General features: G+C 61.1%; 18 protein-coding genes. 8 read left to right on the top strand and 10 right to left on the bottom strand.

What is annotated here, in order from left to right:
- Positions 1 to 1,020 carry a 23S rRNA (adenine(1618)-N(6))-methyltransferase RlmF gene (gene rlmF / locus ACP7B3_RS19505; protein WP_169368288.1) on the top strand — a complete coding sequence of 340 codons (1,020 nt, stop codon included), beginning with the start codon at positions 1 to 3 and terminating at the stop codon, positions 1,018 to 1,020.
- A 116-nt stretch (positions 1,021 to 1,136) separates the two neighbouring features.
- On the opposite strand, the gene ACP7B3_RS19500 is transcribed toward rlmF, so the two are convergent.
- Positions 1,137 to 1,418 (bottom strand): HU family DNA-binding protein, encoded by a 282-nt coding sequence (locus tag ACP7B3_RS19500; RefSeq protein ID WP_003188840.1) that lies wholly within the window; start codon positions 1,416 to 1,418, stop codon positions 1,137 to 1,139.
- 394 nt (positions 1,419 to 1,812) lie between these two features.
- Here ACP7B3_RS19500 and yejK point away from each other — a divergent pair, with 394 nt between their 5' ends.
- Positions 1,813 to 2,817, top strand: a complete 1,005-nt coding sequence (gene yejK / locus ACP7B3_RS19495; RefSeq protein WP_106579474.1) for a nucleoid-associated protein YejK — start codon at positions 1,813 to 1,815, stop codon at positions 2,815 to 2,817.
- Entirely contained in the window at positions 2,817 to 3,167 is a 351-nt protein-coding gene (locus tag ACP7B3_RS19490; RefSeq protein ID WP_426180292.1) for a glutaredoxin family protein, read from the top strand. The genes yejK and ACP7B3_RS19490 overlap by 1 nt, the downstream gene beginning before the upstream one ends.
- 139 nt (positions 3,168 to 3,306) lie before the next feature.
- Here the strand turns inward: ACP7B3_RS19490 and ACP7B3_RS19485 are convergent, their stop codons facing one another.
- The 6 genes from ACP7B3_RS19485 to ACP7B3_RS19460 form a co-directional block, all read right to left on the bottom strand.
- Positions 3,307 to 5,547 carry a TonB-dependent receptor gene (locus ACP7B3_RS19485; RefSeq protein WP_426180290.1) on the bottom strand — a complete coding sequence of 747 codons (2,241 nt, stop codon included), beginning with the start codon at positions 5,545 to 5,547 and terminating at the stop codon, positions 3,307 to 3,309.
- 285 nt (positions 5,548 to 5,832) lie between these two features.
- Positions 5,833 to 6,810 carry a FecR family protein gene (locus ACP7B3_RS19480; protein WP_426180288.1) on the bottom strand — a complete coding sequence of 326 codons (978 nt, stop codon included), beginning with the start codon at positions 6,808 to 6,810 and terminating at the stop codon, positions 5,833 to 5,835.
- Complete coding sequence (locus ACP7B3_RS19475; protein WP_145161363.1) at positions 6,807 to 7,385, bottom strand: RNA polymerase sigma factor; 579 nt, start codon at positions 7,383 to 7,385, stop codon at positions 6,807 to 6,809. Before ACP7B3_RS19475 ends, ACP7B3_RS19480 begins: the two co-directional genes overlap by 4 nt.
- 7 nt (positions 7,386 to 7,392) lie before the next feature.
- The gene (locus ACP7B3_RS19470) at positions 7,393 to 7,719 is read right to left on the bottom strand and encodes a DUF3325 domain-containing protein (RefSeq protein WP_426180286.1); all 327 of its coding nucleotides are present in this window, start codon (positions 7,717 to 7,719) and stop codon (positions 7,393 to 7,395) included.
- The gene (locus ACP7B3_RS19465) at positions 7,720 to 9,294 is read right to left on the bottom strand and encodes a PepSY-associated TM helix domain-containing protein (protein ID WP_426180284.1); all 1,575 of its coding nucleotides are present in this window, start codon (positions 9,292 to 9,294) and stop codon (positions 7,720 to 7,722) included.
- Positions 9,291 to 9,593: a DUF3649 domain-containing protein gene (locus ACP7B3_RS19460; RefSeq protein WP_145161357.1), complete on the bottom strand. Its 303-nt coding sequence runs from the start codon at positions 9,591 to 9,593 to the stop codon at positions 9,291 to 9,293. Before ACP7B3_RS19460 ends, ACP7B3_RS19465 begins: the two co-directional genes overlap by 4 nt.
- A 170-nt stretch (positions 9,594 to 9,763) precedes the next feature.
- On the opposite strand from ACP7B3_RS19460, the gene ACP7B3_RS19455 reads away from it, so the two are divergent.
- From ACP7B3_RS19455 to fecA, 3 genes are all read left to right on the top strand, one after another.
- Positions 9,764 to 10,252 (top strand): sigma-70 family RNA polymerase sigma factor, encoded by a 489-nt coding sequence (locus ACP7B3_RS19455; RefSeq protein ID WP_426180282.1) that lies wholly within the window; start codon positions 9,764 to 9,766, stop codon positions 10,250 to 10,252.
- The gene (locus tag ACP7B3_RS19450; protein ID WP_404487025.1) at positions 10,249 to 11,190 is read left to right on the top strand and encodes a FecR domain-containing protein; all 942 of its coding nucleotides are present in this window, start codon (positions 10,249 to 10,251) and stop codon (positions 11,188 to 11,190) included. The genes ACP7B3_RS19455 and ACP7B3_RS19450 overlap by 4 nt, the downstream gene beginning before the upstream one ends.
- Before the next feature lie 90 nt (positions 11,191 to 11,280).
- Positions 11,281 to 13,617 carry a TonB-dependent Fe(3+) dicitrate receptor FecA gene (fecA, locus tag ACP7B3_RS19445; protein WP_426180280.1) on the top strand — a complete coding sequence of 779 codons (2,337 nt, stop codon included), beginning with the start codon at positions 11,281 to 11,283 and terminating at the stop codon, positions 13,615 to 13,617.
- A gap of 1,145 nt (positions 13,618 to 14,762) precedes the next feature.
- Here fecA and ACP7B3_RS19440 read toward each other — a convergent pair.
- Positions 14,763 to 15,635: a LysR family transcriptional regulator gene (locus ACP7B3_RS19440; protein ID WP_426180278.1), complete on the bottom strand. Its 873-nt coding sequence runs from the start codon at positions 15,633 to 15,635 to the stop codon at positions 14,763 to 14,765.
- Between the two features lie 107 nt (positions 15,636 to 15,742).
- Between ACP7B3_RS19440 and ACP7B3_RS19435 the strand changes: the two genes are divergently transcribed.
- Positions 15,743 to 17,254, top strand: a complete 1,512-nt coding sequence (locus ACP7B3_RS19435) for an MFS transporter (RefSeq protein WP_426180276.1) — start codon at positions 15,743 to 15,745, stop codon at positions 17,252 to 17,254.
- A 58-nt stretch (positions 17,255 to 17,312) separates the two neighbouring features.
- Here the strand turns inward: ACP7B3_RS19435 and ACP7B3_RS19430 are convergent, their stop codons facing one another.
- Entirely contained in the window at positions 17,313 to 17,723 is a 411-nt protein-coding gene (locus ACP7B3_RS19430) for an HPF/RaiA family ribosome-associated protein (RefSeq protein WP_106579487.1), read from the bottom strand.
- A 213-nt stretch (positions 17,724 to 17,936) separates the two neighbouring features.
- A complete protein-coding gene (locus tag ACP7B3_RS19425) occupies positions 17,937 to 18,884 on the bottom strand; it encodes a LysR substrate-binding domain-containing protein (RefSeq protein ID WP_145161345.1) in 948 nt (315 codons plus the stop codon).
- 137 nt (positions 18,885 to 19,021) lie between these two features.
- Between ACP7B3_RS19425 and ACP7B3_RS19420 the strand changes: the two genes are divergently transcribed.
- Positions 19,022 to 20,398, top strand: coding sequence for an L-serine ammonia-lyase (locus ACP7B3_RS19420; RefSeq protein WP_145161343.1), 1,377 nt, complete (start codon positions 19,022 to 19,024; stop codon positions 20,396 to 20,398).
- The last annotated feature ends 2 nt before the right edge of the window (positions 20,399 to 20,400 follow it).

Raw genomic sequence — 20,400 nt, 5'->3', positions numbered from 1 at the left:
ATGACCGCCCCCAGCACACCTAAACCTCCGCGCAAGAAGCCTAAATCCGCCGCCCCGGCCAAGCCCGTGGCACCGCGCAAAGAGGCAACCCTGCACCCGCGCAACCGCCACACAGGCCGTTACGACTTCCCGGCGCTGATCAAGACCACGCCGGAACTGGCGCAATTTGTGATCATCAACCCGTACGGCAAAGAAAGCATCGACTTTGCCAGCCCGGACGCAGTGCGGGTGTTCAACCGGGCGCTGTTGAAGGCGTTCTATGGCATCCAGCATTGGGACATTCCGGCGGACTACCTGTGCCCGCCGGTGCCGGGGCGTGCCGATTACGTGCATTTTCTTGCCGACCTGCTGGCCAGCGTCAACGACGGCAAGATCCCGCGCGGTTCAATCGTCAAGGTGCTGGACATCGGCATGGGCGCCAACTGCGTCTACCCGCTGATTGGCTACATGGAGTACCGCTGGAACTTCCTCGGCTCGGAGGTCGACCCTATCGCGGTGTCCGCCGCCAAGGCCATCGTACAGTCCAACGACCTGAGCAAAGTTATCCAACTGCGTCAGCAACCCAACCCCAAGCAGATCCTGCTGGGCCTGCTGGAGCCGGGCGAACGCTTTGACCTGACCATGTGCAACCCGCCGTTCCACGCGTCCATGGAAGAAGCCACCAAGGGCAGCGAGCGTAAGTGGCGCGCCCTGGGCAAGGCCGATCCCAAGCGCAAGTTGCCGGTCCTGAACTTCGGTGGCCAGTCGGCGGAGCTGTGGTGTGAGGGCGGTGAAGCGCGCTTCGTCACGCAGCTTATCGCCGAGAGTGCGCACTTTGCCCACAAGGTGCTGTGGTTCAGCACCCTGGTGTCAAAAGCGTCGAACTTGCCCGCGATCCAGACAGCCCTCAAAAAAGCCGGCGTACTTGAGAGCCAGGTGGTGGAAATGTCCCAGGGTCAGAAGCAAAGCCGCTTCGTGGCCTGGACCTTCCAGACCAAGAACGAGCAGCAGATCTGGCGTCAGCGCTGGGTGCGCGACTGAAACGGTGGCGAGGGCGTTTGCTCCCTCGCCACGGTTGAGCCGCCACTGCAGTCAAATCGCAGGCAACAAAAAACCGTGCCCGGATTGCTCCGGAGCACGGTTTTTTTTGCTGCGTCTTACTTGTTAACAGCGTCGGTCAGGCCTTTGGCCACAACCAGCTTGATAACTTTCTTGGCAGCGATTTCGATGGCAGCGCCAGTCGAAGGGTTACGGCCAGTACGGGCTGGACGCTCAGTCACTTTCAGTTTGCCAACGCCTGGCAGAGTGATTTCGCCGCCGTTTTCCAGCTGATCAGCAACAACTTGGCTCAGTTGGTCCAGCAGAGCGCGCACGGTAGTTTTCGGTGCGTCTACTGCTTCAGCCAGGTCAGCGATCAGTTGGTCTTTAGTAATAGCCATTGTGGTGTTCCTTCCCTATCAAATTCATATGGATTGCAGAGTGCAGTGTCAGCCGTCGAGCCTGACCGTCAAGGCCTGGCACCCCCGGCCATAACCACGGGATCGGGGTTATAGATGCTTGAAACGGGGATTGGTTCGACCTGACAGATGCTGAATGCACGCTTAACGCCGAGTCTTGGCGTAAGACGGGGCAAAACTAGCACAGAGACGGGGAAATATCCGCCTCAACATACCCATTTGGTCAGCTTTATCGCTCTAAACCGTGAAAAAAAGGCATATAGCCCGTGGGAGGTCGCCCAAAACAGCCTTCCAAGCGCGTCATGGCCAATGGGTGCGGTACACTGGCGACTTTTTGGGGAGGCTTACCACTCCCCTTCAACCAGCCGAGAAGCCTATGCCGATCCGTCACTGCATCGTCCACCTGATCGACAAAAAACCCGACGGCACACCCGCAGTTCTACATGCCCGCGATTCGGAGCTTGCCGAGTCGGCCGCCATCGAGAACATGCTTGCCGACCTCAACGAGAGCTACAACGCCAAACAAGGCAAGGCCTGGGGTTTCTTCCACGCCGAGTCCGGCGCGCACCCGTTCAGCGGCTGGTTGAAGGAATATTTCGACGGCAGTCAGGATTTCACCCGTTTCAGCCGCACGGCGGTCGAGCACCTGCAAAAGCTGATGGAGGAGTCCAACCTGTCCACCGGCGGCCACGTGTTGTTTGCCCACTACCAGCAAGGCATGACCGACTACCTGGCGATCGCCCTGCTGCACCACAGCGAAGGCGTGGCAGTGACCGATGAGCTGGACGTGACCCCCTCGCGTCACTTGGACCTGGGCCAACTGCACCTGGCGGCGCGGATCAACGTGTCCGAGTGGCAGAACAACAAGCAATCCAAGCAGTACATCTCGTTCATCAAAGGCAAGAACGGCAAGAAGGTCTCGGAATACTTCCGCGACTTTATCGGCTGCCAGGAAGGCGTCGACGGCCCGGGCGAAACCCGTACCCTGCTCAAGGCGTTCAGCGACTTTGTCGAGAGCGAAGACCTGCCCGACGAATCTGCCCGCGAAAAAACCAAAACCCTGGTGGATTACGCCAGCAGCCAGGCCAAACTCGGCGAGCCCATGGGCCTGGAAGAGTTGTCGGGGTTGATCGATGAAGACCGGCCAAAAGCGTTCTACGACCATATCCGCAACAAGGACTACGGCCTGTCGCCGGAAATCCCGGCCGACAAACGCACCCTCAACCAGTTCCGCCGCTTCACCGGTCGCGCCGAAGGCTTGTCCATCAGTTTTGAAGCACACCTGTTGGGCGACAAGATCGAATACGACGAAGCCGCTGGCACTTTGATCATCAAAGGCCTGCCGACCCAACTGACTGACCAGCTCAAGCGCCGCAACTGATGCTCGGCGGGGTCTTCAAGAAAGTCCTGTTGGTGTTGCTGGTCGTGGTGGTGATCCAGAACTGGGGCAAGATCGAGCGGCTGTTCAACCCCTCGCAGGTGGTTTCAGAGCAGGTACGCACGTCGGCGCGTGTGGTGCTCTATTCCACCGAGTGGTGTGGCTACTGCAAGCAGATCCGACGTTTTCTGGACCAGAAGGGCATTCCGTACCAGGCGCTGGACATTGAGAAGGATGCCAAGGCGCGCAAAGCCTATGAGGCATTGGGCGGCGGCGGGATTCCGTTTGTGGACGTGAACGGCACGCTGATTCGCGATTACAACCCTGAAGCGATCATGGCCGCGTTGAAATAGCTAATCTGCAAAACACTGCAGAACTAATGTGGGAGCGGGCTTGCTCGCGAAAGCGCAGTGTCAGTTGCTACAGGCATTGACTGATCCACCGCCTTCGCGAGCAAGCCCGCTCCCACATTTTGCTCTGCGCCAGCCTTAGTTAGAAGTTGGCTTCCAGCGACACCATCGCCGTGCGCTCTTCCCCCACGTTGTAATACGCCGTACTCGGCGCCAGGCCATTCACCGGTACCGAGTTGAACGCCACGGTGCGGGTCGAGCTCAGGTATTGCTTGTCGAACACGTTAAGCATCGAGAAGCGCAACGCTGCCGACTTGATGACTTTCTTGTCCACCGGCAAGTAAATACCAGCGTTCAGGTCGAACACCGTGCGGCCTTCGATTTTTTCCTTGTTGGTCAAATCGCCATAGAAGCTGCCGACGTACTTGCCCGCGATGTTGCCGTAGAAGCGCGCGTCGTCATACCCGAACACCAGGTTGAACATGTTTTCCGGCACGTTGGCCAGTTGCTTGCCCGCCGTCGGCAACAGCACATTCTTGCTGAGCAAATCGTCTTGCTGCTCGGACTTTGTGTAGGTGTACGAGGCGTAGTAGTTGAAGTGATGCGGCAACAAACCGCTCCACTCCAGTTCCAGGCCCTTGTTATCCACGCTGCCGACGTTGAGCACCATGTAGTCGCCGGCAGAATCGGTGGTCGACACCTGGCGATCCTTGAAGCTGATGTAGAACAGGGTCGCGCTCAACGCCATGTCGTCTTCGGTGTAGCGCCAGCCCAGCTCCTGGTTCCAGCTCAACTCAGACTTCAGGCTGACCGAGTCGCCCTTGTTGTACAGCACATAGTTGGGCGGCGTGCGCATGTTGCGGGTGACGTTGTAGAAGGTCTGGTTGCTTTCGTCGACCTGGTACTTGGCGCTGAAACTCGGCAGGAACTGGTGATAACGGGTGTTACGTTTTTCTGGCTTGTCGTACAGGCTGCCGAGGTTGTTGCCGTCACGCTCGACGTATTGGTACGCCACGCCGCCGACAAAACTCAGGTCCGGCGTGGCCTGCCAGCTGTCCTGCACCCAGAGTTTCTGCGACGGGGTAACGGTGTAGTAGTGGCGGCCCTGGACAGTCGCGCCGTTCTTGTCGACGACCTGTCCGCCGCTGTTGTAATCGCCCCACACATCATCGGGCGCGCCTTCGCCGTTGATGCCGATAAACGGCTGGGTCTGGCGCTGGCGTGCGCGCTCATACCAGTAGCCATAGTCCAGGCTGTGTTCTTCGTTGATGTCCCATTTCATTTTCGCGGTGACGCCAGGGCGCCAGGTTTCGGTCCACGATGGCCGGTAATAGTTGGCCGATTGCAGGTTGCTCAGGTTGTAGTTGCCGGCTTTATCAGACTTCGGCCCCAGGTTCGATGCGGTCTGGCCGCTGAAGCTGCCACCGTTGGCCCAGTAGTAATAGGGCGTGACCGTCAGCGCCAGGTTGTCCTGCAACTGCCAGCGCTGGGTGAGCGTGGCGTTGACGCTTTCGAACGGGTTGCGATTGAGCTTATAGGACGACGACAGCAAACCCGACTTGTACACCGGCGTTTCCGAGTAGTCCTTGCGGCGCCCTTCGGTCTCGAACTGCGACTTGCTCAGGGTGTTGTAGTTGTAGTTTTCCTGGTTGTTGTATTTCACCGTGGCCAGGGTGGAGTTGCCGTTGCCGTCTTCAAACAGGCTGCTCCACTCGACTTTGTCACTGCGCAGCGTGCCTTTGCCGCGCCACTTGTCACCCTCAAGGTGAGAGGCCGACACCCAGCTCTTGAGGCCGCCAAAATCGCCCGTGTTCACCCGCACGAACGTCTTGCGCAGGTCATTGGCACCGACGATCTGTTTGGCGAACAGCCCGGGCTCTTTGGTCGGGCGAATCGTGATCATGCCGATGTTGCCGCCGCTGGAACCGATGTGCGGGCCGTCCGCCTCGGAGGAGCCCTGGGTGGCAAACACTTCGGCGAGGTTTTCCGGGTCGCCGAGCTGGTTTGAATACACGCTGTAGTTGCCCGAGTCGTTGATCGGCACGCCGTCGACAGACACCCCGACCTGGTCCGAACTCATGCCCCGCATGGTGAAGTTGGTGCCGCTGGTGCCGCTGGCGTCGTCGCTGGATACGTTGATGCCCGGCGTGTATTTAAGCTTGTCGATGGCGTTGGCGGTCGCGGACATTTCGTCCATGGCTTCCTTGGTTACCGTCGACCGCGCCTTGGCACTTTCTTCGCGAATCATGTGCCCGTTGCCCAGGGTTTGTTTGCCGGCAACATTCACCGAACCGACATCCTGAGTGGTGTCTGCCAAAACCAGCGGCGCAAAGCTACCTAGGCCCGATGCTAAAAGCAGGGCAGAGAGTGTGTTGATCTTCACGAGTAGATCCCTTACGTGCATCTATCTGTTGTTATGGAGGGAGGTACTGGCTGTCAAAACCGGGTGAACGGCGACGCCAATCTTCCTGACCACCTGCTCAGGAATCCGGGGATCATCCTTGGCCCGTGTAACGGTTTGGTGACAGGTTTTGGCAATTGGGATGAAGGTTAAATGAACGCTCTACAGGCACCGGGATACCTGGCCTACAGCGCCATGTAAAAAACCGGCAAGGGGAAATTTTTGAAAGAATCGCCACGCTGAAAGTGACGATCGAAGCATTCGTGTCTAGCGCAATACAATCATGCGACCCAGCACAGCGTGTTGTTCAAAACCCAGAACGGCCTGCAAGGCACTCAAAACTGCCAAGGGATCCTTGCTTGGGAAACTGCCACTGACGCGCTTGGCGCCCATCTCGTCGTTGATCAGCAAGATCCGGCCCGGGTAGTAACGGCCAAGGTCCCTGACCACATCCGCCAACGGCACCTTGTAGTAGTTGAGCCAGCCATCGCGCCATGCCAGACGTGATTCGCTGTCGACCGCGTGCAGGGTGTCGGCCACACCGTCGGCGTAGGCCACTTGCTGGCCTGCCGTAAGAATTTGCTGTTGGCCCTGGCGTGACGGCGTGACACCCACGCGGCCGGACAGCACCGTCACCTGAGCGCCGGCCGGTTGCAGGCGCACTTCAAACTGCGTGCCGAGCACTCGCGCTTCGCCACTGCCAGCCTCCACCACAAAGGGCTGGCCGGTGTGGGTCACGCTGAAAAACCCCGCCCCGCGGCGCAACTGAATGTGGCGCTCGCCGTGGCTGAAGTCCACGGCAATGGCGCTGTCGGCATCCAGCGTGACTTGGGATTGATCGGCCAGGGTCACGGTCTGCACCTGCCCCGGCGCCGTCACGTAATCAGCACCGAAGTCATCGACCCAGCGCGACGGCTGCCAGCCGGCGCCCATCGACACCATCACCAGCAGGCACGCGGCCACGGCCAGGGCGCCGGACCAGCGCACCGCACGCGAGCGCTTCGAGGTGTTCATCGCGTTGAGGTAGCCCTGCAAGGCCAAGGCGTCTTCGTCCGCCAGTTTGCGTGCCGGCACCTCGCTCAATTCCCACAACACCTGGGCCTGAGCATAGGCCTCGACGTGCGCGGGGTCGGCACGCAACCAACGGCTGAACGTGGCCTGGTCACCGCTGCTGGGCTGGTCATGCAACAAGCTCAACCATTCGAGTGCGGCCTGCTCCTGGGCGGGCGTGGGGGTGACGTTCACGGTGCTTTCCCTGGCGTGCGTGGGGACGAGGGTTCGCGAAGGCTGGCTTTGCAGGCTTCGAGGGCACGCATCATATGTTTTTCCACGGCACTTTGGGACAGCCCCATGGCCTGGGCAATTTGCGCATATTTGCGGCCGTGGATGCGGTTGAGCAGGAAAATCTGCCGAGTGCGCTCCGGCAGGCTGCGCAGGGCGGCTTCGACATGGCGCAGGTCATTGCCCGCTTCAAACGCCGCCTGGGGCTCGGAACCCTGGTTGTCTTGCTGCTCCGGCAACCAGCCCTCACTGCTGCGCACCCGGGCGCCTTCGCTGCGCAAGTGATCAATGGCGATGTTGCCGGCGCAGCGCAACAAGTAGGTGCTGAGTTCTTCGACCTGCACCAGCGGCCGGCGCCAGAAGCGCAGGAACAGGTCCTGCACCAGGTCGGCCGCCGTCGCCCGGCAGCCTACGCGTCGGCTGACCAGCGCTTCCATCTGCGAGCGCTGCGACAAAAACACCTGCAGGAAATGCGCACGCCCACCGGCCGCATCGGTGTGCTGGCTGTCCTGGGATTCGGGTGGGGTGCTGATCATCATGGGAAGCTCAGAGTAAGGCGAACGCCGCAACAGGGCTGGCCAGCAGGCCGATGCCTGCCAGAATCAAGGCCAGCCTTGGCCGATACGGCAACAGCAACACCAGCAGCAGTGCGCTGAGCATCAATACGGCGCACCACTCCACCAACCCCTGCGCCCAATTCGAGGCCGCCACGGCCGGCCATATCGACAGCACCAGCAGCAGCCAACCGGCCACACGCAATGTGAGGCGTCGCGGTGGTGAGGGTTTGCTGTGCAGCAGTTCACCGTGATGGCGGTCGGTGGACAGGCACAGCGCGGTAAACCCGGCGTAGCACATCAACAGGGCGAGCAGCATTCAGTTCGCCTCCTGCTTGAGCGTCAGTCCACGTGCGCGTTCGGACTTGGGCTGCGGCGCCGCGCGGCGCTGCATCTTCCAGGCCGCCCAGGTCAGGAACAGGCCGCTGGCCAGGCACGTCAGATCAAAACCGGCCATGGCCCAATCACCGCTGGCCAGTGACACACCCAAGTGCTGCGAGGTAGTCAATGCGTTGAGCAGTGGAATGGCCACAAACAGCAAGGCGCCGAGGCTCAGTTGCTCAACCCAGCCCTGGCGGCCTCGACGCAGCACGGCATGCAACAGGCTCAGGCCCCAGGCAATGAAGAAGGCCTGCACTTCCCAGTCGGACCGCTCGGCGAAGCTCACCGGCAACAACCGGTTGGCCCAGAAAAACGCCGCGATGGCGATCATCAGCCCGGCCATACTGGCCATGTTCAGCACTTCAACCAGCCGCAATTCAAACGGCATCACAGCGGTTTTGGCGTGCTTGAGCTGACGCTTGCCGAGCCAAATCACAAGGCCCGTGCCGATCATCGCCGTGCCCGCCAGGCCGCAGATAAAGTACAACCACCGCAGCACCGGGCCGGCGAAATGGCCCATGTGCAAGCCGTAGAAACTGCCGCCAATCGCCGCCGGCAACGACTGTTCACCGCTGACCCGAAACAACTCGCCGGTGGTGCCGTTGAACGACACACTGCTGCCGAAATCGTGCACCACGCGGTCGGCACCTGCGCGGACCACATTGACCGAGGCGTTCACATCGCCAGGGTTGTTGACCACCAGACGGCCAACATGCCCACCCGCCCATTGCTGGCGCGCTTGCTCGTACATCGGCCCTAACGGCAGCAATGCACCCGGCTGGCCGAGCGCCGGCGCGTTATTGGTATTGGGGAACACTTCATTGAAAAACGCACGGCTGTCGTCGCCGTAGGAAGCCACGATCGGCGCGGGCATCACCATGCTCATGAAGATCACCAGACTGCTGTAGGTGATCATCAAGTGAAACGGCAGCACCAGCACGCCCACCGCGTTATGCCCGTCGAGCCAGGAGCGCTGGCCTTTGCGTGGGCGGAAGGTGAAGAAGTCCTTGAAGATTTTCTTGTGGGTGATGATGCCGGTGATCAGTGCCACAAACATCACCATCGCGGCGATGGTCGACAGCCAGCGCCCCCACGGGTAAGGCATCTGCAGCTGAAAGTGGAAGCGATAGAAGAACTCGCCGCCCATGCTTTCACGCGCCTGCACGGGCTGGCGGGTGACGGGATCGAGGACTTTCTGGATGAAGTTGCCGCGTTTGCCGGGGTCGACTTTGTCTTGCCACATCACCGACAGGCCGGGATCGCGGCTGTCCGGCAGGGTGATAAACCAGCGCGCGGCGTTGGGCGCCTGTTGCTGCAGATAGGTTTGGGCGGCGGCGAGGCTACGCGCGTCATCCAATGGATAAGCCTGCACTTCGGGCTGCATCCAGTGGGTGATTTCGTCCTTGAAATAGGACAAGGTCCCTGTCAGGAAAATCGCAAACAGCAGCCAGCCAAAGATCAGTCCAGCCCAGGTGTGCAACCAGGCCATCGCCTGGCGAAAGCCCTCTTTCATGTGCGCGTCATCCACAAACCGATGCCCGCCAGCGTGGCAAACATCGCACTCGGCAGCATCACGCCAAACCAGGCTCGCCCTGCCGTGCGGCAGGCAAAGCACCAGATTACCGCCAACAGGTAGAACACAAACGAACTCATCATCCCGGTGATCACCGCGTCGGCCCGGGACACGGGCATCCACAACGCCAGGCAGACGGCCGCCAGGGACGCCATCAGGTAACCGCCGACCACGGCAGCCAGCACGCGCGAGGTTACGGCGAGGCGATAGGCAACGGGGAGTGAGGGTTTGCTTTTCATACGGGAGGCGCCAGGGTCATCAGCGCGCAATATTAATGATAAATATTCTCATAAGCAAAAGAGAACGGATGAATCACCGGTCCTGGCGGATTGCCGAACCCCGTCACGCGCCCTACAATGCGAACAATTCTTGTTCTCTAAAGCATGCCGATGCTTATGGAGTGATCGCGTTGCAGCCGTCCACCACCGTTGAAGTTCTGTACAACGACCATCACCACTGGCTCACCGGCTGGTTGCGACGCAAGCTCGGCTGCCCGGAGAGCGCGGCCGACCTGGCCCAGGACACCTTCATCCGTGTGCTCACCGCGCGGGAAGCGCCAACGCTGATCGAACCCCGCGCGTTCCTCACCACCGTGGCCAAGCGCGTGCTGTTCAACTTCTACCGTCGTCAGGACCTGGAGCGCGCCTACCTCGACGCACTGGCGCAAATGCCCGAACACCTGGCGCCGTCGGAAGAAGAACGCGCAATCATCCTGCAGACCTTGCTGGAGCTCGACCAACTGCTCGACGGCCTGCCCGTTCAGGTCAAACGCGCCTTCCTGCTGGCCCAGCTCGACGGCCTGACCTACGCGCAAATCGGCGCCGAGCTGGGTATCTCCATCGCCACCGTCAAACGCCACTTGAATAAAGCCGCCATGCGCTGCTACTTCGCCCTATGAACTTTTCCACGCAAGTCGCCGAACAAGCCGTGCACTGGCTGATGGAAATGCAGCAAGGCGCACTCAACCCGCGCCAGCAAGCGGCCTGGCAGCAATGGCTGGACGCCCACAGCGAACATCAGCGCGCGTGGGACCATATCCAGCGCGTCAACCAACGCCTGCGCGGCATGCCCTCGCCCTTGGCGCACGCCGCCTTGAACGCGCCCAAATCCAGCAGCCGGCGCCAGGCCCTCAAGCTGCTGCTGATTCTCGGCGCCGGTTCGGCCGCGGCCTGGAGCCTGCGCCAGCAACATATTCTGCCGCCGCTGAGCGCCGACTACCGCAGCCCCGTCGGCCAACGACGCAAGGTGCAGCTGGCCGATGGCAGCCAGTTGCAGCTCAACACCGGCAGCGCTGTGGACGTGCACTTTGACGGCAGCCAACGCTTGGTCCGCTTGCTCGAAGGCGAGATCTTGCTGACCGCCCGCCCCGGCGATACGCCGCTGCACGTGCTGACCGGCCAAGGCCTGCTCAGCAGCCAGGCGGCGCGGCTGAACGTGCGTCAGTTCAACGACCATACGCAACTGGCAGTTTTCGATGGCCATGTCGAGGTAATGCCCAACCACTACAGCGGCCTGCCGCTGACTGTCGAGGCCTCGCGCCAAGTCAATTTCACCCGCAAAGGTTGGGACACCCCGCGCCCAACCGACGCCAACAGCGGCGCCTGGGCCGACGGCATGCTGGTGGCCGCGCACATGCGCCTGGGCGATTTCCTCGCCGAGTTGGGCCGCTATCGCCGAGGCCAGGTCAATTGCGACCCGCAAGTGGCCAACCTGCTGCTGTCCGGCAGCTACCCGCTGGACGACAGCGAACGCATTCTCGACCTGTTGGAAGTCAGCCTGCCGGTGAAAGTACGGCGTTTTACCCGCTACTGGGTGACCGTTGAGGCACGCGCGTAAATTATTTTTAAAAAACATGAGCCGTTTTCCACACCTCGCGTGACAGAGAAGGAAAGCCACCTTGATCCTACCTTCTCAGGACCGCCCTTCATGCCCCAGCAACCGACGCTTCTTGCCCGCACCTTGCGCCAATTCCTACTGGGCGCCAGCCTGAGTCTTACCGCGCTGCCCTCTGTAATGGCCGCCGATGCCAAGCCGTACCACATCGCCCCAGCGACCCTGGAAGCCGCGCTGAATCAATTCGGTCGTGAGGCTGGCGTGTTGATTTCCTTCGGCTCCGAGGTCACAGCCGGCAGGCAGAGCCGTGGGTTGTCGGGCAATTACAGTGCCGATGAAGGCCTGCGAAAACTCCTGGAAGGCACCGGCCTGCAAGCCCGCGCCGAGGGCGAAAACGCCTACAGCCTGCAACCGGCCAGCGCCCCTGCCACCCTTGAATTACAAACCTCCAACGTGGTGGGCGACTGGCTCGGCGATGCGGCGCAAACCAACGTGTTCGAACACCCCGGCGCGCGTGATGTGATCCGCCGCGAAGAGTTCGAGCGCCAGGGCGCGACCCAGGCGCGTGACGTGCTCAACCGCATTCCCGGCGTCAACGCCCCGGAAAACAACGGCACCGGCAGCCACGACATGGCGCTGAACTTCGGCATTCGTGGGCTCAACCCCCGCCTCGCCTCGCGCTCCACCGTCTTGATGGATGGCATCCCGGTGCCCTTCGCGCCGTATGGCCAACCGCAGCTGTCCTTCGCCCCGATCAGCATGGGCAACATGGACGCCGTGGACGTGGTACGCGGCGGCGGCGCGGTGCGTTACGGGCCGCAAAACGTCGGTGGCATCGTCAACTTCGTGACCCGCGCAATCCCGGACGCCCCCACCGTCAAAGGCGGCTTGCAGACCGAGACCAGCCCGTCCTCCAGCCATGATGGCTTCAAGACCACCGGCAACCTGCTGGCGGGCGGCACGGCCGATAACGGCCTGGGCGGCGCCATTTTGTATTCCGGCACCCGTGGCGGCGACTGGCGCGAAAACAGCAACACGCGCATTGACGACTTGATCCTCAAAGGCAAATACCAGTTGGACGACGCCAACAGCTTCAACGCCATGGCGCAGTACTACGAAGGCCAGGCCGATATGCCCGGTGGCTTGAACGTCAAGGACTACAAGGCTGATCCGTATCAGTCCACCCGCCCCTACGACAAATTCTGGGGTCGCCGTACGATGTTCAACGCCGGTTATCGCTACCAGGAAGACCGCCGCGAATTCACCGCCAACACCTTCTTCACCACCACGTTGCGTAATGGCTACCTGGATCAGGGCAACTTCCTTTCGCTGTCGCCGCGCGAGTATTGGGTACGCGGCCTCGAAACCCGCTTCGCCCAGGGCTTCGACCTTGGCCCCACCAGCCACGAAGTGGGCGTCGGCTACCGCTACATCAACGAAGCCGGGCACGAGTTGCGCTACCGCACGCCGATCAGCGCCAACCAGCAACTGCCCGACACCAACAGCCGCAACGACCGCGACACGCGTGGCGCCACCGAGGCCAACGCGTTTTTCGTCGATGACCGCATCGATATCGGCAAGTGGACCATCACCCCAGGCATCCGCTACGAGATGATCGAGTCCCAGCAGACCAACAACCTGACCAACGTCAAATACAAGGGCGACTACAACACCGCGCTGCCGGCGTTGAACGTGCTTTACCACCTGACCGAAGACTGGAATCTTTACGCCAACACCGAAGGCTCGTTCGGCAGCGTGCAGTACAGCCAGATGCCCAACCGCGTGACCAGCGGCGAAGTGAAGCCGGAAAAAGCCCGCACCTGGGAACTCGGCACGCGGTATGACAACGGCACCTTGCGTGCGGAAATCGGCGCGTTCCTGATCAACTTCGACAACCAGTACGACAGCAACCAGACCAACGATTCGGTGATCGCCCGCGGCGAAACGCGCCATCAAGGCATCGAGTCGAGCCTCAACTACGCCCTCGACGGGCTGAGCCCGGCGCTGGCCGGTTTTGATGTGTACGCCACCTACGCCTACGTCGACGCGACCATCCGCGAAGACGGCCCGAACAAGGGTAATCGCGTGCCCTTCTCCTCCAAGCACAAAGGCACCGTGGGCGTCGGTTACACCGAAGGCCGCTGGAAGCTCAACCTGGACAGCAGCTACCAGAGCAGCCAGTTCGCCGACAACGCCAACACCCAGGCGGAAAGTGCCGACGGCAGTACCGGACGCATCCCAGGCTACATGCTGTTCAGCAGCCGCGCGGCGTATGACTTCGGCCCACAACTGTCGGATTTGAACGTGGCAGTCGGTGTGAAAAATATCCTCAACAAGCAGTACTACACCCGCTCGTTCGACGATAACAACAAAGGCAAATACATCGGTGAGCCGCGCACGGTGTATGTGCAGACGTCCATCGCGTTCTGATTGCCTGAGTCATAAAAGCTCCAGCCAAGACCTGAAGTCTTACAAACGACGCAACCCCCCTGTGGGAGCTGTCGAGCCCCGGCGAGGCTGCGAAGGCGGCGGCACAGGCGCTATCCAAGGTCCCTGGCCCACCGCTTTCGCAGCCTCGCTAAAGCTCGACAGCTCCCACAGGGGATAGGGTTTGTCAGTCAGATCACGGTTCGCAAAAGCATCGCGACGAGTACAAATCTCACCCGCAATAGAGATCAACTGTGGGAGCTGTCGAGCCCCAGCGAGGCTGCGAAGGCGGCGGCACAGGCGCTGTCCAAGTTGCCTGCCCTGCCGCTTTCGCAGCCTCGCTAAAGCTCGACAGCTCCCACAGGGGATCGGCTTTGTCGGTCAGATCACAGCTCGCAAAAGCATCGCGACGAGCACAAATCTCACCCGCAATAGAGATCAACTGTGGGAGCTGTCGAGCCCCGGCGAGGCTGCGAAGGCGGCGGCACAGGCGCTATCCAAGGTGCCTGACCTGCCGCTTTCGCAGCCTCGCTAAAGCTCGACAGCTCCTACAGGGGATAGGGTTTGTCAGTCAGATCGCGGCTCGCAAAAGCATCTCGACAAGTACAAATCTCGCCCGCAATAGAGATCAACTGTGGGAGCTGTCGAGCCCCGGCGAAGCTGCGAAGGCGGCGGCACAGGCGCTATCCAAGGTGCCTGACCCACCGCTTTCGCAGCCTCGCTAAAGCTCGACAGCTACCACAGGGGATCGGCTTTTTCGGTCAGATCACAGCTCGCAAAAGCATCGCGACGAGCACAAATCTCACCCGCAATAGAGATCAACTGTGGGAGCTGTCGAGCCCCAGCGAGGCTGCGAAGGCGGCGGCACAGGCGCTATCCAAGGTGCCTGACCCACCGCTTTCGCAGCCTCGCTAAAGCTCGACAGCTCCTACAAGGGATCGGGTTTGTCAGTCAGATCACAGCTCGCAAAAACATCGCGACGAGCACAAATCTCACCCGCTATGAAGATCAACTGTGGGAGCTGTCGAGCCCCAGCGAGGCTGCGAAGGCGGCGGCACAGGCGCTATCCAAGTTGCCTGACCTGCCGCTTTCGCAGCCTCGCTGGGACTCGACAGCTCCCACAGGGTGATCGGGTTTGTTGGTCAGGGTCAGCTACCCGCCAGGCAACTTGGGGTGCCGGCGACCAAGGCATCGATTGCGCAGCGTGTCTTGGCCGGCATGTGTGCGGCCGTGGGCCAAATCACATGGATCGGCGCAGGCTGGTCGCGGTAGCTCGGCAGTACCGCTTCCAGTTGGCCGCGCAGCACATAGTGCGCAATCAACCAGCTCGGCAACCACGCCAGGCCCACGCCCGCAATGGCGGCATCGGCCACGGCCTGGAGGTCGTCCAGCACCAAAGGCGAGGTCATCACCGAGCGATACGAATTGTTGCAACGGTAGGCAATGCCTCGGTGGCTGGCGAGGTCATCAATACACTCAATTGGCCCGACACGTTGCACGTACGCAGGTGACGCGGCCAACCCCACGGACTGCTCGCCCAAACGGCGTGCGCTCAGGCGGTCGGTGTCCGGCAGCGGGCCAATGCGCACGGCCACGTCGAAGCCTTCCTGTGCCAGGTCTATCAGCCGGTCAGAGAAGGAGATCTCGATCTCCAATTGCGGATAACGGTCCATCAAGCCCCACAAAGCAGGCGCCGCGTAGTGGTGACCGAACGCCAGCGGCAGGCTCGCCCTTAACCGCCCGCGCGGCTGCTGCCGGCCACTCTCCAACACCGACTCGGCGGCCTCCAACTCGGCCAGTGCGCGCAAGCAATGCTCGTAGTACGCCTGCCCGTCCTCGGTCAGACGCTGGCGGCGAGTGGAGCGCTGCAACAGGCAGGTGCCCAGGCGAGCTTCCAGTCGCGCCAAACCTTTACCCACCGCAGAGCGCGTGAGGTTGAGCCGCTCGGCGGCCTCGGTCAGGTTGCCGCTTTCGACGATTTGCAGAAAGAGTTCAACGCCATCAAAACGCGGAGTGGTCATGATTTTATTGTCGCTCTTGATTCCCTTATCAAAGGAAAAGTTATCACGAATAAGGAAATCTGTTCCCGCGAGAATAGCCTTTCCATTCAACCGCAAGGAACACCCCCATGCCGCCCGCCGCCGCTGTATCGGCCGTCAGCGCTCCGCGCACCGCCAGAGATAGCCTTGCCCTCACCGCCGTCTGCCTCGTCGCCCTGATGTTCGGCCTGGAAATCTCCAGCGTGCCGGTCATCCTCCCGACCCTGGAACAGCAACTGGGCACAGGTTTTCAGGATGCCCAGTGGATCATGAATGCTTACACCCTGGCCTGTACCAGCGTGTTGATGGCAGCCGGCACACTGGCTGATCGCTTTGGCCGGCGGCGCATACTGGTGCTGTGCTTATGGCTGTTTGGCTTGGCCTCGCTGGCATGTGGCCTGGCGAACGATGCGCCTACGCTGATCGCAGCGCGTTTTGTTCAGGGCGTGGGCGCGGGCGCGATGATGATCTGCCAGTTCGCGATTCTTTCGCACCAGTTCCGTGAACCAACGACGCGGGCGCGTGCCTTCGCGATTTGGGGCGTGATCGCGGGCGTGGGCCTTGGCTTCGGGCCGATGGTGGGAGCGTTGATTCTGGCAGTCGCGGACTGGCGCTGGGTGTTCCTGGTCCATGCGCCGCTGACCTTGTTGACCTTGGTACTGCTGCGCATCAGCGTGCAGGAGTCGCGCGACCCGGCCGGCCATCGTCTGGATATCGCGGGCATGCTGACCCTGACACTGTCGGTGTTCGCCCTGGTCTACTTCATCACTCAGGGCAGCGAGCACGGCTTCGGCTCAGCGGCCATGCTGGGCTGGGCGGGCTTGTCGCTGATGGCGCTGCTGCTGTTCATCGCTGTCGAGCGCCGCAGCGCTCACCCGATGTTCGATTTCTCGGTGTTTCGTATTCAGCGCTTCAACGGCGCCTTGATGGGTTCGATTGGCATGAACTTCAGCTTCTGGCCGTTCATGATCTACCTGCCGCTCTACTTCCAGGCGGGGCTGGGCTACGACACCATGACCACCGGCGGCGCCCTGCTCGCCTACACCTTGCCCACCTTGCTGGTGCCGCCGCTGGCTGAACGCCTGGCCCTGCGCTATGGCGCCGACCGCATCATTCCATTGGGCCTGGGCCTGATGGGTGCAGGCTTTATGGGTATGGCGGCGGCCAATGGAGCCGAACATCCGAGCGTCGTACTCGTGCTTTTCAGCTGCGTGACGGCAGGCGTGGGGCTGGCACTGACCAACTCACCAACCACCAACACCACCACCGGCTCCGTCTCGGCCGACCGCGCGGGCATGGCCTCGGGCATTGACCTGAGCGCGCGACTGATCACGCTGGCACTTAACATCGCGCTGATGGGCCTGGTGCTGTTGCTCGGCATCGGTCATCACCTCTCTGGCCTGTTGCCCGATACCACGGTCCTGGATTGGCCCGCGATCAGCCAGAACATCGCCGCAGGCAAGTTGGACACGCCGATGCTCGCACCCGCAGATGCCCAGGCGGCCCTGCGCCATGGCGCCGGTTGGGCGATGCTTTTTGCCGGCTTTGGTGCTTGTGGGTTGGCGCTGTTGAGCAGGTATTTCTTTCGACGCGGCAGCTAAACGAAAACGGGCCTGCAGATGCAGGCCCGTTTGATTGGATTGAAAAAACACTCAGCTATCAGCCGTTAAGCGCAGCCTGTTCGTTTTCCAGAAATTCCTCTTCGAGTTCGGCCTCATCGGCCTTGGTATCAGGCAGAGCTTGCCCGGCGGCGCGTGGTTTGCCGCGTAATTTTCCGTACAGATGCTCCAGCGCGTGCTCAAGCTTGGTGGCTGCGCCATCGATTGCCTGTTCCAGGGTGTCGGCCTTGTGCAATACCGACAGTGGTTGATGGCCCTTTGGCCGTGCTTCCAGGCGGCAACTCAAATCGTGGGGACCGGGCTTGTCGCCATTTTCGTCTTTGAGGTAGACCTCGACGCGGGTCAGGTCTTCTTCGTAACGTTCGAGCGTGCTCTCAATGGTGGTACGTACCCACTCCTCCAGTCGGATGCTGCTTTCAATATGGTTATCGCTATTGACTTGGATTTGCATAGTTCTTCCCTTATTTCAGCTAGCTCGCAGGAGGTCACAAACTGCAACACCGGGGTGGTGAAACCATGACCTCTTGTTTACACAATTGAGCACTCAGAAGAACAATTCAACCCCTTTGCAAAGATAAATTCTATATTACGAATTAAGCCTGACGACGAGCAAAAACGCTGTTAGGGTGGGGAGTTAGTTACATCTTCTTACGCTTAGCCAACCTTACAATTGCCCCTCTCCCAACGGGTGCAATCCGCGAAAAATCCCCGCTTCTTCCACCAGCCAGTCATGCACCGCGCGTACGCCCGGATGGCTCAGCGCGCCCGGCGCATACAGCAGCACGTAGCGTTTGTGGTTCGGCACCGCGAGGCCGAACGGCACGATCAAGGTGCCACGCTCCAGCTCGTCGTTGAGCAAGGTGCGCCGCGCAATCGCCACGCCCATGCCGGCAATGGCGGCCTCGATGGTCAAGTGATTGCGGTTGAAGGTGTGCCCGCGCCGTACGTCGGCGTGGTGGTAGCCGATGGCATTCAGGTAAAACTCCCACTCAGCGTATTCATAACTCCCACGCCAGGCGGTGATGTCGTGCAACAGCGGAAAATGCACCAGGTCGGCCGGGCCATGCAACGGCGGACGCCCGCGCAACAAGCTGGGTGCGCACACCGGGAAAATCTGCTCATCGAGCAAGGCTGTGGATAACAGCCCGGGATAGCTGCCGTCGTTCAAGTCGATGGCCAAGTCGAAATCGCCCTCATGCAGGGCGACGCTGCTGTCTTCCGCGACCAAGCGCAGCTGAATATCCGGAAACCGTTGCTGCAGACGCGGCAAACGCGGGGTCAGCCACTTACCGAGAAACGACGGAATGGAGCGCAAGCGCAAGGTGCCGCTGATCATTCCCGCGTCCAGCCGCTGCAACTCGGCATCGATGCTGCCGTAGGCCTCGCCCACCGTCGCCGCCAGCCGCTGCCCCTCGGCGCTCAGTTCTACGCCGCGCGCGCGTCGATGAAACAGGCGAAAACCCAAACGCTCCTCCAGCTGGCGGATTTGCTGACTCACCGCCCCCGGCGTGATGTGCAGTTCTTCGGCGCAGCGGGTGAACGACAAATGCCGCGCGGCACAGGAAAAAACGTGCAGCCAGACGTAAGTCTGGCCATGAAGGGGCCGGGTCATAGGGTTTAGTCCTGCTAAAGGGTGTCTTAGGATAATTCGTTGGTCAGTGCCGTTCCAGGGGCTCAGTATCGCGCCAATTCCGCTCGTCCTACAAAACATGGCAGCGATTCCTACTCCATTACTTGTAAGGCTTTAGCATGGCTATCAGCGTTTTCGATCTATTCAAGGTGGGCATCGGCCCTTCCAGCTCCCATACGGTGGGCCCGATGCGGGCGGCGGCGACCTTTGCCCAGACCCTCACCGACCAACAATTGCTGAGCGAAACGCGCCGTGTCGAGGTGCGCCTGTATGGTTCGCTGTCCGCCACCGGCGTCGGCCACGCCACGGACCGCGCCTGCGTAATGGGCCTGATGGGCGAATGGCCGGACAAGGTCGACCCGACGTCGATCAACGCGCGTATCCAACAGTTGCGCGAAAGCGGCCAACTGCTGCTCGCAGGCACGCAGGAAATTGCCTTCAACTGGCACACCGACCTCCTGCTGCTGGACGAAAGCCTGCCCTACCACCCCAATGCCATGTCCCTGCACGCCTATGGCGACAACGGCCTACTGAGCGAACAGACCTATTACTCGGTCGGCGGTGGTTTCATCATCGAAGCGGCCGAAGCCGCTTCCGGCATTGCGCCGACCAGCAATGTTGAACTGCCCTACGACTTTTCCAGCGCCGTTGAACTGCTGGCCTTGTGCAACAAGCACGGTCTGCGGGTTTCCGAGCTGATGATGGCCAACGAACGCGCGTGGCGCAGCGATGAAGACATCCGCAGCGGCCTGCTGCACATCTGGTCGGTCATGCGCGAATGCGTGGAGCAAGGCCTGCGCGATGAAGGCATCTTGCCAGGTGGCCTGGACGTGCCACGCCGCGCGGCGAAATTGCACCGCAGCCTGCTGGAAATCGGCAAGCCGAATGTCATCACCTCAACATTGTCGGCGATGGAATGGGTCAACCTGTTTGCCCTCGCCGTCAACGAAGAAAACGCTGCCGGCGGGCGCATGGTCACTGCGCCAACCAATGGCGCGGCGGGGATCATCCCGGCGGTGCTGCATTACTACATGAAGTTCAACGCTGACGCTTCTGATGACGATGTAGTCAATTTCTTCCTGGCTGCCGCCGCCGTCGGCATCCTCTGCAAGAAAAACGCCTCGATCTCCGGCGCCGAAGTCGGCTGCCAGGGTGAAGTGGGTTCCGCCTGCGCAATGGCCGCTGCAGGCCTGGCCGATATCCTCGGTGCCACCCCGGAGCAGTTGGAAAACGCCGCCGAAATCGGCCTGGAACACAATCTCGGCCTGACCTGCGACCCGGTCGGCGGCCTGGTGCAAGTGCCGTGCATCGAGCGCAATGCCATCGCCGCGGTCAAGGCGATCAACGCCACGCAAATGGCCCTGCGCGGTGACGGCAAACACTTCATTTCCCTCGACCGGGTGATCCGCACCATGCGCGACACCGGCGCCGACATGCATGACAAATACAAAGAAACTTCACGGGGCGGCCTGGCGGTCAGCTGGGTGGAGTGCTGACC

Origin of the sequence: Pseudomonas sp. TWRC1-2 (assembly GCF_049896685.1) — a bacterium.
Classification (GTDB): Bacteria; Pseudomonadota; Gammaproteobacteria; order Pseudomonadales; family Pseudomonadaceae; genus Aquipseudomonas.
This window is presented reverse-complemented; position numbering and strand designations above follow the sequence as displayed.

Excerpts from the sequence above, each read along its gene's own strand:
- rlmF (WP_169368288.1), top strand. The coding sequence starts at position 1 with ATGACCGCCCCCAGCACACCTAAACCTCCGCGCAAGAAGCCTAAATCC.
- ACP7B3_RS19500 (WP_003188840.1), bottom strand. The coding sequence starts at position 1,418 with ATGGCTATTACTAAAGACCAACTGATCGCTGACCTGGCTGAAGCAGTA.
- yejK (WP_106579474.1), top strand. The coding sequence starts at position 1,813 with ATGCCGATCCGTCACTGCATCGTCCACCTGATCGACAAAAAACCCGAC.
- ACP7B3_RS19490 (WP_426180292.1), top strand. The coding sequence starts at position 2,817 with ATGCTCGGCGGGGTCTTCAAGAAAGTCCTGTTGGTGTTGCTGGTCGTG.
- ACP7B3_RS19475 (WP_145161363.1), bottom strand. The coding sequence starts at position 7,385 with ATGATGATCAGCACCCCACCCGAATCCCAGGACAGCCAGCACACCGAT.
- ACP7B3_RS19470 (WP_426180286.1), bottom strand. The coding sequence starts at position 7,719 with ATGCTGCTCGCCCTGTTGATGTGCTACGCCGGGTTTACCGCGCTGTGC.
- ACP7B3_RS19465 (WP_426180284.1), bottom strand. The coding sequence starts at position 9,294 with ATGAAAGAGGGCTTTCGCCAGGCGATGGCCTGGTTGCACACCTGGGCT.
- ACP7B3_RS19460 (WP_145161357.1), bottom strand. The coding sequence starts at position 9,593 with ATGAAAAGCAAACCCTCACTCCCCGTTGCCTATCGCCTCGCCGTAACC.
- ACP7B3_RS19450 (WP_404487025.1), top strand. The coding sequence starts at position 10,249 with ATGAACTTTTCCACGCAAGTCGCCGAACAAGCCGTGCACTGGCTGATG.
- fecA (WP_426180280.1), top strand. The coding sequence starts at position 11,281 with ATGCCCCAGCAACCGACGCTTCTTGCCCGCACCTTGCGCCAATTCCTA.
- ACP7B3_RS19440 (WP_426180278.1), bottom strand. The coding sequence starts at position 15,635 with ATGACCACTCCGCGTTTTGATGGCGTTGAACTCTTTCTGCAAATCGTC.
- ACP7B3_RS19435 (WP_426180276.1), top strand. The coding sequence starts at position 15,743 with ATGCCGCCCGCCGCCGCTGTATCGGCCGTCAGCGCTCCGCGCACCGCC.
- ACP7B3_RS19430 (WP_106579487.1), bottom strand. The coding sequence starts at position 17,723 with ATGCAAATCCAAGTCAATAGCGATAACCATATTGAAAGCAGCATCCGA.
- ACP7B3_RS19425 (WP_145161345.1), bottom strand. The coding sequence starts at position 18,884 with ATGACCCGGCCCCTTCATGGCCAGACTTACGTCTGGCTGCACGTTTTT.
- ACP7B3_RS19420 (WP_145161343.1), top strand. The coding sequence starts at position 19,022 with ATGGCTATCAGCGTTTTCGATCTATTCAAGGTGGGCATCGGCCCTTCC.